Origin of the sequence: Polynucleobacter sp. MWH-UH23A (assembly GCF_040409805.1) — a bacterium.
Classification (GTDB): domain Bacteria; phylum Pseudomonadota; class Gammaproteobacteria; order Burkholderiales; family Burkholderiaceae; genus Polynucleobacter.
The window spans coordinates 1,599,713-1,612,246 of the sequence record NZ_CP099572.1; the positions used below are offsets into that span (position 1 = coordinate 1,599,713).

A 12,534-nucleotide genomic window follows, 5' to 3' on the forward strand; every position below is an offset into this window, starting at 1 on the left:
TAACTAAAAAGCCACCCTAGGGTGGCTTTTATTATTTCTCAGGCTTGAAATTACTATCCAAAAAGTCTTGGACCCCCGCGAACATTAGCATACGGTTTTTCTCCATAATGATGGTATGGGTGCCTTCGCTAATCTGCAGCATAATTTTGTATGGCGCATTCTCTAGCTTTGTGTAGTACTCATACATCATATAGCTTGGCAAGTCTGCATCCCATTCAGCATGCACCAACATCACTGGCACACGAATTTCTTTAGGATCGTAAACAGGAATACCGGCAGTCCAAAACTCACGCGCATCTTGAACAGTGCCGTTTGGCGCACGCAATTTTTTAGGATTTTGTGTTTTGCCCCAGGGGTCAGTCTCAAATGTGGCTTCTGCCCACTTCTCAAACCAACCTTCAGGTATTAGGCTTGCTTTTGCACTTTCAGGAACCCCCGTTAACCAACGATTTTTCGCGTCAGCAACAGAAGCCACTCGATAGGCACCTAATTGACCGCCCTTGTCAGTCAATGGTGCACCACCCTGACGCAACCATTGCGGGGCGTAGAGAACCAACTTATTTACTTTTTGATTATTAAGGGTTGTGTATTTTCCCATAATGGTTGTACCCCAAGACCAACCAAGTAAATTAAGTTTATTGATGTTGCGTTTAGCAAGAATGTAATCAACAGCGCTAGAAACGTCACGAACAGCAACATCAGTGCGCACTATTGGCGGATTTTGATCTGCTGGTTGATCCATTTCCGGTGGACGAGTAGATTTGCTGTAACCACGCAGATCGACCAACCAGACGTCATAACCCCTAGCGGCGATATATTCCATCCAAGAAGTGCCGCCCAGAGATAAATCAAAAGCTGTTTCAGCTGGATAAGTTGATCCATGCACATAAAGTAGAGTTTTTTCTGGAGAGAATTTTTTCATTCCCGCCAAATGTTTATTGCGCACGTACAGGGAGATGCCTGGTGTATCGCTCTGAATCATGTACTCATTCATTTCGATCTTTCCCGCAGCGAAAGCCTGAGAAAAGCCAATAAAAACGAGCAAGCTCAAAACAGAAAGCCCAATAGCTTTAAAAATGAATTTCATATTGTCTCCAAAATACTTTTTTTATTTCAACTACTCTACACTAGATTCCTAGAGATACTCTTAGCTGCTATAAAAACTCAGGGAATTACCCGATCAGTTCACTAATCTCTATAAGATTCTGATCTGGATCTCGGACATACACAGAATTAATCTTTGCTGTCGCACCTGTCCGTATAACTGGGCCTTCAATAATGGGCCAGTTCTCTTGTGCCAAATGATTGATTACCTCAGTTAGAGCTCGGTCTGCTATAAAACATAAGTCCAATGAACCAGGGGTAGGGATATTTGCTTTAGGCTCAAACTCCTTGCCCTTGGTATGCAGATTAATTTTCTGATTACCGAATAAAAATGCCTTGCGTTCCACTGGCGGGGTACCGCCAATAAATGATTCCAACTTCATCCCGAGAACACGTGTATAAAAATCAATACATGCTGTCTCATTAGCCGTTGTTAAAACCAAATGGTCTAAGTGATCAATCATATAAGCCCTTTATTTTTCTTTGCTTACTTAAGATCATTTATATATTCTGGGGCAGGATGCAAATCGCAACTACGCCCTGCTTTAGCAACTTGACCCGGTACGGTATGACCAACGATTTGTGGTAACTCTCTAGCCAACTCTAACAACTTAGGGATGTTAATGCCCGTCTCGTACCCCATAGCATCAAGCATATGAATGGCATCTTCACTGGAGATATTGCCGCTAGCACCTGGCGCATATGGACAACCACCCAAGCCACCAAGTGAGCCGTCAAAACGAATGATGCCGCTCTGCACTGCTGCCAGCACATTGGCTAGTCCCATACCTCTCGTATTATGAAAGTGCATTGTCATCTGCAATTGAGGGAACTTCTTTTGCAAAGACTCGGACATTTTTGTAACCTGCGCCGGATTTGCCATACCAGTCGTATCGCATATCGTTAGCCCACGAACTCCTAGATCCGCAAATCGTTGGCAAAAATGCTCTACTACCTCTTGCGGAACATCACCCTCCATAGGGCAGCCAAATGCGGTTGATAATGAAACATTAATTGGTGTTTTTCCATCCACGTACTTAATTACTTCTGCCAATCCAGCAAAACTTTTCTCACGTGTCATGCGCAAATTGGCGAGATTATGCGTTTCTGATGTGGACATCACTAGATTAAATTCGTCTGCGCGAGATTCCAGAGCGCGTTCTGCGCCACGAAGATTGGGTACAAGGACCGTATATTCAACGCCGGGAACTCGTTTGATCCTACCCATGACTTCTTCAGCATCTCTGAGCATCGGGATAGCCTTTGGAGATGTAAAGGAAGTCACTTCTATTTTTGCGAAGCCACACTGACTCATAGCATCAATCAAGCGCACCTTATCTTCCGTTGGAATAAAGTTTGGCTCAATCTGAAATCCGTCTCTAGTGACTACGTCATTGAAATAAATTCTGGTCATGTTCTTTTTCTTCTCTTATTGTGTAAAGGCAACACCGCGCTCTTTTAGGGAAGCAATTTGCGAGTCATTCAAGCCGATTTCTTTTAAGACCTCATCGGTATTTTGACCAATACTTGGTGCAAGGGTCTTAATTGACCCTGGTGTGCGCGATAACTTTGGCAAAACACCAGGCACTTCTAGATGACTGCCGTCCTGCATCTGAATGCTTTGAATATTCTCACGTGCTCGGTAATGAGGGTCATTAGCAATATCCGCCACGGTATAGATACGCCCCGCAGGAACAGCAGCTGAATCAAGTAATTCAAGTGCTTTATCAGTCGTAGTTGATTTTGCCCACGCACCGATTGCTTGATCCAATTCTTGAACTCGTTTGACGCGCCCGTCATTATTTTCCAACTCGGGATCGTTACCTAAATCATCACGTCCAATGAGCTTCATCAAACGCTTAAAGATACTATCGCCATTGCCAGCAACCAAAACATAGCCGCTATCTGAGCATTGATAAGCATTAGATGGCGCAATACCTGGCAGTGCACTGCCAGCAGCTTGTCTCACTTCACCGAAGGCACTGTACTCAGGTAGCAAACTCTCCATGCAATTGAAAACTGCCTCATATAAGGCAACATCTATTACTTGACCCTTGCCACTACGATGGCGCTCTTGCAACGCCAACAAAATACCGATAACACCATGCAGTGATGCCAATGTATCGCCAATACTTACACCCACTCGTACCGGAACCCTTCCAGGTTCAGCAGTTAAATGTCTTAGGCCACCCATTGCTTCCGCTACAACACCAAATCCAGGCTTGTCTTTATAAGGACCTGTCTGACCATATCCACTAATTCGTAGAATGATGAGTTTTGGATTTAGCTCAAGTAATTTTTCTGGATCCAGACCCCAGCCCTCTAATGTTCCAGGACGAAAGTTCTCAATCAAGATATCCGCTTCTGTAGCGAGCTTTCTGACGATGTCTTGCGCATCCGTTTGGCGTAAATCTAAGGAGAGAGAGCGCTTATTTCTTGATTGCACTTGCCACCAAACCGATGTGCCATCTTTTAATAAGCGCCATTTACGTAATGCATCGCCCACTTTTGGCGGTTCAATCTTGACTACATCCGCACCAAAATCTGCCAAGGTTTTTGCGGCGAATGGACCAGCGATCAACTGACCCATTTCAATCACTTTTAATCCTGCTAGTGGCTCCATACGAGATTCCCCTGCTCTTTTGCATCTTGGTTTTTTCAATGGTAGAAAAATAACCCTAGTTTTCCCCTTTGGGAATTGCTATCTATCTAGCAAGCCTTCTCATTTTGCGAAGGCTTGCTAGAATATCCCCATGAAACCCCAAATAAACCCCGCTAGAGTGGACTTTGTTACTCTCAAGCTGTTCTGCGCCATCGCACAATCCGGCAGCATTACCAAGGGCGCCAATGAATGTAGCCTGGCTCTTTCAGCAGCCAGCAGAAGAATTTCTGAGCTAGAGGAGACGGTTGGGCTGGCGCTTCTTGATCGATCAGCTAAGGGTGTCACCCTGACTCAGGCTGGACATGCAGTCATGCAACATGCCTTACGACTATTCCAAGGCTTTGAACAATTTAGCAATGAACTTGGTGAGTACGCCAAGGGGATTAAAGGGCATGTGCGTTTGTGGGCCAATATGTCTGCGCTAACTGAGTTCTTGCCAAGCGCTCTCGCCGGGTTCTTAAAAACACATCCTGATATTCAGGTGGAAGTAGAAGAACAAATCAGCGGTGATATTGTCAAGGCATTACTCGATGGCATTGCCGATGTAGGTGTATTCGCGGATGGCACACCAACAGCTGGGTTGGAAACCTACATCATTGGCCAAGACGAATTGGTTGTAGTTTGCAGCAAATCACACCCAATCAAGAATCGCAAAAGCATCTCTTTTGAAGAATGTTTGGACTACGACTTTGTTGGACTCAATCGCGGTAGCTCACTACTCGAACTGACTTCAAGACAGGCAGAACGCCTAAGCAAGCAAATGCGCCTACGAATCCAGGTTCGAAGTTACGATGCCATGTGCCAAATGATCGCGGTTAATCTGGGTGTAGGCATACTGCCTCTACAGGCTTGCGCACCTCAAATTAAGGCCATGGATCTTAAGGTGATACGTCTTGAAGATGGCTGGGCAAAACGCAACTTGCTCCTAGCTACCAAAGAGAATGGACGCCAATCTCCCGCTAGCATATTACTCATTGAGCACCTCCTTCAAAGATCAAAAAGTTAAGCTAATATCTATCAATCTTAAAAATGCAATAACAAAAGACAAAAGGACAAAGAAAAATGAGTCTCTTAGATAAACTGAAATGGCGCTATGCCACCAAGAAAATGGATCCTACTAAAGAGGTCCCAACAGAAAAAGTAGGGCAGATTTTAGAGGCTATTCGCTTGACAGCCAGCTCTAGCGGCCTTCAACCCTATGAGCTGATTGTGATTACCAACAAAGATCTTCGTGAAAAAATTAAAGCAATTGCTAACAATCAGAGCCAAATTACGGACTGCTCTCATCTAGTCGTTTTTGCAGCATGGGATCACTACACTGAGCAGCGCATTAATGATGCATTTGATATGACCGAGAAAGTTCGTAACTTCAAAAATGATGCGGGCGTTGCTTACCGTCAAATGCTACTTAAAAATTATCCGGCCAGAGATCCAGAGGTGAACTTCACGCATACTGCTAAACAAGCTTATATTGGACTGGGTACTGCTTTGATTGCAGCAGCAGAGCTGGAGGTTGATGCCACTCCGATGGAAGGATTTGATCCCAAGGCTTTAGATGAGATTCTTGGTCTAAAAGCTAAAGGTCTTCGTAGCGTGGTTATGTTGCCACTAGGCTATCGCAAAGCCGATGAGGACTGGCTCTTGAATCTAAAGAAAGTTCGACGTCCTGCCGATCAATTTATTAGCTGGATTAAATAAAGCATTACGCAGTAAGTAAAACGCCAACCCTAGGGTTGGCGTTTTAGCTTGCAAACTAACAAATTACTTCAGTAGTAATTGATTCATACGCTTTACAAAGCTGGCGGGGTCATTTAATTGCCCACCTTCGGCCAAGAGTGCTTGATCAAATAGCAAATTAGTCCAATCATCAAACTGCTTGTCATCACTCTTAAGCTTTAACAGCAGTGGATGCTCTGGGTTAATCTCCAGAATAGGCTTCATGTCTGGCGCCTGCTGTCCAGCAGCTTTTAGCATGCGCAATAAATTGCCCGAGAGCTCATTCTCATCCGCGATCAAGCAAGCAGGAGAGTCTGTTAAGCGGAAAGTGACTCGCACATCTTTAGCCTTATCCTCAAGGACTTTTTTCATGCGCTCAATCAAATCCTTGAATTGCTTCTCGGTTTCTTCGTGCTCTTTCTTTTCCTTTTCATCACTCAGGCTGCCAAGATCTAAGCCACCCTTGGCAACAGAGGCTAATTGCTTGCCATCAAATTCGGTGATGAACGACAACATCCACTCATCTACGCGATCTGAAAGCAGAAGCACCTCAACGCCTTTCTTGCGGAATATTTCCAAGTGAGGGCTATTCTTAGCAGCATTGAAAGACTCACCAGTGACGTAATAGATCTTGTCTTGACCTTCTTTCATGCGTGAAACATACTCAGCGAGCGATACTGTCTGCTCAGAAGAATCGGTATGCGTACTTGCAAAGCGCAAGAGTTTGAGAATGCGCTCTTGATTCGCCTGGTCTTCGCCAACGCCCTCTTTCAATACCTGACCAAATTGAGTCCAGAAGGCGCGATATTTTTCTTTTTTCGCCTCATCATCGGTATTAGCAAGCTCCTCGAGCATGCTCAATACCCGCTTTGTCGAGCTTTCACGAATCACTTTAATATCGCGCGACTCTTGCAAAATCTCACGAGATACATTTAATGGCAAGTCAGCTGAATCAATGACACCAGTAACAAAGCGGAGATACATTGGCATGAGTTTTTCAGCGTCATCCATAATGAAAATACGCTTTACGTATAACTTAATGCCACCACGCTTATTGCGATCCCATAGATCAAATGGGGCACGAGATGGCACAAAGAGTAATTGCGTAAATTCGTTTCTGCCCTCTACTCGATTTAAGGAGTAGCAAAGGGGATTCTCATAGTCATGAGACAGATGTTTATAGAACTCGTTGTATTGCTCTTCGGTGATATCAGACTTATTGCGCGCCCATAGAGCTGAAGATTGGTTGATGCTTTCTAGCTCATCCCTAATAACCTGCTCTTTCTTCTTCTCATCCCACTCTTCTTTGCGCATCTGAATTGGCAAAGATATATGGTCAGAGTACTTACGAATAATCGATTTCAGCTTATAGCTATTGAGGAAATCATCTTCGCCTTCACGTAAATGCAAGGTGATTGTCGTTCCACGCTGCGAACGATCAATAGTCTCAATTGTGAATTCGCCAGAGCCATCAGATTCCCAGCGAACACTATCGGCCGCAGGTAATCCAGCACGACGAGTTTCTACGGTAATGCGATCCGCAACAATAAAAGCGGAGTAAAAGCCAACACCGAATTGGCCAATTAATGCCGCATCTTTTTGATGATCACCTGAAAGTTTGGAAAAGAATTCTTTGGTTCCCGAGCGGGCAATAGTGCCGAGATTGCTAATAACCTCTTCACGACTCATGCCAATGCCGTTATCTGAGATTGAAATCGTTCTAGCGGCTTTATCAAACTCAACCTTAATTTTGAGTTCTGGATCGTCACTATACCAATCGGGGTGCGCGATGCCCTCAAACCGTAATTTATCAGCAGCGTCTGATGCGTTGGAAATCAGCTCGCGTAGGAAGATCTCTTTATTGGAATACAAAGAGTGAATCATCAGTTGCAGAAGTTGTTTGACTTCCGCCTGGAAACCCATCGTTTCTTTAGTTGCAACAGTCATTTCAGAATCCTATAAAAACCCAATAACTCCCTGTATATAGGGGCTATTTTTCAGATTTCAAGCCCCAGTAAGGGGTTTGTAAGCCCTAATCTAGCTCTACACGGGCATCTTCGCTAGGCAAGTCTTCCAATATCTCTTTGCGGTTACGCTTTTGAAGATATTCGAGAATCAGGCGCTTTAACTTAGGCCTTGTTATTGGCTCCCGGGCATTTTCCTGGAGCTCTAAATGATCAACTTCGAGCATTTTTTCTCCAATTTAATGTTCAAAACAAACTTACTCAAAAAAATAGTGGGTATTAATTAACCCCAAATTTTTGGGGAGATTTGACACCCAGATCCTTAGATATTGGCAAAAATTTCAATTTCAAGACCCCCTTGAAATTGAAAAAAGTAATCCCTAAATAATGCTTACCTAGATGCCTTCGGGGTCCAGGAATTTGTGAACTTGCTTATATTTAAGGAGAAAACGATGTCTTATCCATTTGGTAGAAATGTATTACTAAGCTCTGTTGGCTTTGATCGCTTTATCAACGCTATAGAGGAATTAAATTCAGGGGAATCTCTGAATAAGGCGCAAAGCTACCCCCCATACAACATTATCAAAAAAAATGAGCGAGATTACGCCATTGAGATCGCAGTTGCCGGCTTTAAAAGCGATGAAATCGACATTACCGCCGAGGGTAATAAACTTACCGTAACCGGCAAAGTAAATGCCGCTCAAGAAGGTGAGTACCTACACAAGGGAATAGCCAACCGTGACTTTAGTCATGACTTTACCCTTGCAGAAACCGTCAATGTCCGCTCAGCAGACATAGAAAACGGGCTACTCATCATTAAGCTGGAGAACGTTATTCCTGAGGAAAAGTTGCCTCGTAAGATTCTCATTGGCAGAAATTCCAAGCTAGTCATTGAGGAAGTTAAAGAAGCGGCTTAACTGGGTGCCTACCCAGCAATTGCTGGGTAGGCATTTGCATTTACTTTTGGAGAAAAGCATATGAACTCAAATAATCCTATTAGATTGCGCTATTCGCTTGCGGATTGCATTCAATCTTTACAAAAAGCAAATGTGGGGAAGTTTCCTAAACATAGCGTCACCGACTGCCTTAACTCAATTAAGCAAATGAAAAATGGGAATTAAAAAAATTTCCTTAATTGGCTTTTTTCTACTTGCTCTTATTCTCACCATTCCAATAGTCCATTGGGATGGCGTCGACTCATTCACCACGGAAATGAAATGGGTCTTTCAGGAATTGCCGGAAGTTAAATCAATTGAGCTAATAGATAGATTTAAGAAAACTTGAGCCTTAGGACCTAGCTTGCAAAGGTCAATTTAGCGATATAGATATAAAGCGGGATACCTAAAATGATATTGAATGGAAAGGTAATTCCTAAAGACATACCCATGTAGAGTGCGGGATTGACTTCCGGCAAGGCATGCCGCAAGACTGCTGGGACTGCAATATACGAGGCACTAGCAGCAAGCACCATCAATAAGACTGTATCCCCTAGTGGTAAGCCCAATAACTTGCATAAACCCAGCGCTATTGAAGCATGCATAAGCGGGGCCAGAATGGCGTAGCACAGAGTAATAGGTGGCTTGCCTTTTAATCCCTCAAAGTTCTTTGCAGCCATTAAGCCCATATCCAATAAAAAGAAGGCTAGCATCCCCTTAAATAGATCAATTGAAAATGGCGCCATCAACTTCTGACCAGCCTCACCACTAACAAGGCCAACTACCATTGAGCCAAGTAACAGCAGTTGCGCACCATCAGTGAATGACTCATGAAGAATTTTGGACAAACCAATAGACTGGCTGATACCAGAAGATTCAGCACGTGCTTTATTTGCCAATAAGATCGCCAAGATAATCGCAGGCGACTCCATTAATGCCATTGCGGCTGCCATGTGGCCACCATATTCAACACCATATTGACCCAATACTTGCGTAGCAGTAATAAAGGTAACCGCACTAACCGAACCATAAGTCGCAGCGATTGCAGCGGCATCAAAACTATTAAGTCTACTTCTTAAGATGGCATAACCCATTAGGGGAACTAAGATAGCCAAAAATACTGCGAGGCCAAGAGCTAAGCCAATTTCAGTGGTAAAGCCCGATTTATGAAGAGCAAAGCCCCCTTTTAAACCTAGGGCCATTAATAGGTAGAGAGATAAGAACCGAGCAATCGGTTGCGGTATCTCCAGATTTGACTTCACTAAACCAGCAAATACACCAAATATAAAAAATAAGATTGCCGGATCTAGGAAATTGCTCATGCTTGTATATTAGGGAATTTTTAGAATTCTTGCATTAGCCACACGCTGCATAGGTCTAATAAGCAAGCAACAATCACCCAATAAATAAGCGGGCGCTTGATAAACAGAAACCCCCAAATTGGGGGTTTCTAAGTATGACTAAGAATCAATTAAAGAGCCCTATCGCACCCATTCTATTGAGTGGTGAGTGTTTCGATTGAATATTTGCTCTTTAGCGAAATAAAAGTTGGCGCTGATTTATCAAAATTAGTTCGATTTAAATCCACCATTCTGAGTGGCTGATAGTCATAAGTAGAAAAATAGAAGCGCATATTCTTCAAATCAGATATCACACTCCATTGCGTTAATTCCATAAAGGTCTTCTTATTAATGGGCGTTCTAATAGAGCCAATCGGAATATCAAAATTGTGTAATACATGCTCAGCTAAGCGTACATTTTGGTCTGCACTCTTTGCTGGCGTAATGGTAGAGCTATACGCTAAAGCTCGAATGAAACGTGAAGGCGAAGTGCTGTCACCAGGCATTCCCAAGAAACCTGCTCCGGTAGATATTGGGCTGACGGATTGACCAAACACTTTGATTGGATCAGGCTCCACAGGACTGAGCTTCACATAATTACCAAGGTTATTTACATGCCAATCAAATGGAGGTGAGTTTGTCATCACCCCATAAGGATTGTCATAAGCAACTAATTTTCCTTTAATTGGCTCTACAACTAAAACAGCACCTGATGCATCATGAAAGACATAGTGGAACGGTGGTACCACTTTTAGATCTGGCTGCACAATATTGATTACCGATACGTCATTTAGTGCTGACTTAATCTGTGCAACACTTGCAAAATTCATCAGTGCCCAAGACATAAATTCCCATGGGGCCATCGATTTCTTAGCATCTACATCTTTAGGGTTTGCATATACGGCATGATCTGGAAAATAGAGAATTCCACCCGCCAAACCTTTCTCATTTAAACCATCAATAACGAGTGGCTTACCAAAACCATTCATCCCTACCACGCCATACTTACCATTCCAAGAAGCTCCAGGCTGATTGTTGGGGCCAGTCGCCACAAAATGAAAATTACGGGGCATGATCACGACGTCGGAATATAAGGGAAACTGAAACTCCATCGTGCGCGCATACACACGAGAGCCATCTGCTGCTACTAACTGAAAACTGGTGCACGCCCCTACTGCCTGACAAAAGAAAGTGAGTGCAAGGATGGGCAAGAAAATAATCTTCTTTAAGGAATGCATATTGATCTCTCTCGAAAAACGAAATTACAAATTGGAATGCCCTGGGAACTTGACCTGAAAAGCGACAAAGATTCCCAGTAAAACAAACAGGGTAACTGATACGGAATTAATTACCTTATCCGAAGCTTCGGTAGATTAATTGCGCAAAATACCAAATGACCGATAAAGGCAAAACAAACAATTTCAGTCTAGTGGAGCTTTATCTAAAAGTCTAGGCTCAACAACCTTGATTGGCGACTGTTAGAATCCAGGACTAATTAGGGGGTTGTCAACCTGTCCTTTGGAAATACAAGCTTGAATGTACTGCCGCTTCCAGAAACACTCTCTATTAATAGTTGCGCCTGATGTCGATTTGCAATGTGCTTAACAATTGCCAAACCAAGCCCGGTACCACCAGTTTCTCGAGAACGACTGCGATCAACTCGATAAAAGCGCTCAGTCAGGCGCGGCAAATGCTCAGCTGGAATTCCGGGGCCACTATCTCTTACTGCAAATACTCCTTGGTCCTGATCCGAAACAGACCAACTGACATCAATCTTTCCGCCTTCAGGTGTATACCGAACCGCATTAGATACTAAGTTGCCAAATGCCGAAAGCAACTCCCGCTCATCGCCCAGAATATTGAGATCTTTATCTGCAGTAAATTGCAAAGAATGCTTAGACTGAGATAAAGCTTCTGCATCATTTTTTAATAAGGCAAAGATAGTGCTCATTTGCACTTTTTGATTTGGTGCGGGCAAGGTATTTGCTTCTAGGTTTGCTAGAGTCAATAAGTCTTCTACAAGGTTTTTCATACGCCTTGCTTGAGTCATCATCATTTCAAGATATTGATCTTTTTGAGACTCCTCTAAATCTAATGTCTGTACAGTCTCCAGAAATCCCATCATGACGGTCAGCGGAGTGCGCATTTCATGAGAGACATTAGCAACGAAGTCCCGACGCATTGCCTCAGCCTTACGTAAGTCTGTTACATCCTGAACTAGTAATAAACGACGATTCTCGGCAAATGGGAAAGCTTGCAGCAGTAGAGATAAATTGGCTGATGGTCCCATTTGCTCAATGAGCAGCGGCTCATCAAATAGTCGGTCATTTAAATAGCGAATAAACTCTGGTCTTCTAATAAGGAAATTGATTTTTTGTAAGGCGTCACTCTTAAAGCTCAGACCGAAGAAATGCTCAGCAATCGAATTGCACCATTCAATTTGATCCTGATCATCGAGCATGATGATGCCGTTAGGGGATGCCTGAAATGCCTGAATAAAGCGTTCATGCTGCTTCTCAATATTGCGCACTTGGCCCTTCATATTACGAACCAGTCTTTCAAGGCGAGAGAAAACTTCTCCCCACAATCCGCTGGCAGCAGGTAATGCCTCAACGCGATTTAGCAAAATAAACTTCTGAAGTCTTGCCAAATTAAAGTAGGCATAGATAAGAGGTACCGATAAAATAGCTAAGCCAGCTACAAAAGCAGAGTATTGCCCCCAAAAGCCACTAGCAAGCCATGCGAATAGAATCGCAACCGCCAAAATAGTGAGGTATCGGGTAATTACAGCCAACATGCCATCATCTTAGAGC

12 protein-coding genes are annotated in these 12,534 nt (G+C 43.5%); 3 read left to right on the forward strand and 9 right to left on the reverse strand.

Annotation, left to right across the window (positions count from 1 at the left end):
• Positions 1 to 31: 31 nt before the first annotated feature.
• From NHB35_RS08365 to NHB35_RS08380, 4 genes are all read right to left on the reverse strand, one after another.
• Positions 32 to 1,087, reverse strand: coding sequence for an alpha/beta fold hydrolase (locus NHB35_RS08365; protein ID WP_353431912.1), 1,056 nt, complete (start codon positions 1,085 to 1,087; stop codon positions 32 to 34).
• Positions 1,088 to 1,172: 85 nt separating this feature from the next.
• Positions 1,173 to 1,568 carry a VOC family protein gene (locus NHB35_RS08370; protein WP_353431913.1) on the reverse strand — a complete coding sequence of 132 codons (396 nt, stop codon included), beginning with the start codon at positions 1,566 to 1,568 and terminating at the stop codon, positions 1,173 to 1,175.
• 23 nt (positions 1,569 to 1,591) lie between these two features.
• Complete coding sequence (locus NHB35_RS08375) at positions 1,592 to 2,518, reverse strand: hydroxymethylglutaryl-CoA lyase (protein WP_353431914.1); 927 nt, start codon at positions 2,516 to 2,518, stop codon at positions 1,592 to 1,594.
• A 15-nt stretch (positions 2,519 to 2,533) separates the two neighbouring features.
• Positions 2,534 to 3,727: a CaiB/BaiF CoA-transferase family protein gene (locus tag NHB35_RS08380; RefSeq protein WP_353431915.1), complete on the reverse strand. Its 1,194-nt coding sequence runs from the start codon at positions 3,725 to 3,727 to the stop codon at positions 2,534 to 2,536.
• 130 nt (positions 3,728 to 3,857) lie between these two features.
• On the opposite strand from NHB35_RS08380, the gene NHB35_RS08385 reads away from it, so the two are divergent.
• Positions 3,858 to 4,772 (forward strand): LysR family transcriptional regulator, encoded by a 915-nt coding sequence (locus NHB35_RS08385; protein ID WP_353431916.1) that lies wholly within the window; start codon positions 3,858 to 3,860, stop codon positions 4,770 to 4,772.
• A gap of 56 nt (positions 4,773 to 4,828) precedes the next feature.
• Positions 4,829 to 5,464: an NAD(P)H-dependent oxidoreductase gene (locus NHB35_RS08390; RefSeq protein WP_353431917.1), complete on the forward strand. Its 636-nt coding sequence runs from the start codon at positions 4,829 to 4,831 to the stop codon at positions 5,462 to 5,464.
• A 63-nt stretch (positions 5,465 to 5,527) separates the two neighbouring features.
• Here the strand turns inward: NHB35_RS08390 and htpG are convergent, their stop codons facing one another.
• Both htpG and NHB35_RS08400 read right to left on the reverse strand, forming a co-directional pair.
• The gene (gene htpG, locus NHB35_RS08395; RefSeq protein ID WP_353431918.1) at positions 5,528 to 7,429 is read right to left on the reverse strand and encodes a molecular chaperone HtpG; all 1,902 of its coding nucleotides are present in this window, start codon (positions 7,427 to 7,429) and stop codon (positions 5,528 to 5,530) included.
• A gap of 85 nt (positions 7,430 to 7,514) precedes the next feature.
• The gene (locus NHB35_RS08400; RefSeq protein ID WP_353431919.1) at positions 7,515 to 7,673 is read right to left on the reverse strand and encodes a hypothetical protein; all 159 of its coding nucleotides are present in this window, start codon (positions 7,671 to 7,673) and stop codon (positions 7,515 to 7,517) included.
• 225 nt (positions 7,674 to 7,898) lie between these two features.
• Here NHB35_RS08400 and NHB35_RS08405 point away from each other — a divergent pair, with 225 nt between their 5' ends.
• Positions 7,899 to 8,363, forward strand: coding sequence for an Hsp20 family protein (locus NHB35_RS08405; RefSeq protein WP_353431920.1), 465 nt, complete (start codon positions 7,899 to 7,901; stop codon positions 8,361 to 8,363).
• A 377-nt stretch (positions 8,364 to 8,740) separates the two neighbouring features.
• Here NHB35_RS08405 and NHB35_RS08410 read toward each other — a convergent pair whose 3' ends face one another.
• The 3 genes from NHB35_RS08410 to phoR all read right to left on the reverse strand — a co-directional run bounded on the left by NHB35_RS08410 (position 8,741) and on the right by phoR (position 12,518).
• Positions 8,741 to 9,703, reverse strand: coding sequence for a sodium-dependent bicarbonate transport family permease (locus NHB35_RS08410; RefSeq protein ID WP_353431921.1), 963 nt, complete (start codon positions 9,701 to 9,703; stop codon positions 8,741 to 8,743).
• 173 nt (positions 9,704 to 9,876) lie between these two features.
• Positions 9,877 to 10,959, reverse strand: a complete 1,083-nt coding sequence (locus NHB35_RS08415; protein ID WP_353431922.1) for a choloylglycine hydrolase family protein — start codon at positions 10,957 to 10,959, stop codon at positions 9,877 to 9,879.
• A 257-nt stretch (positions 10,960 to 11,216) separates the two neighbouring features.
• Positions 11,217 to 12,518 (reverse strand): phosphate regulon sensor histidine kinase PhoR, encoded by a 1,302-nt coding sequence (gene phoR / locus NHB35_RS08420; protein WP_353431923.1) that lies wholly within the window; start codon positions 12,516 to 12,518, stop codon positions 11,217 to 11,219.
• Positions 12,519 to 12,534: the final 16 nt, after the last annotated feature.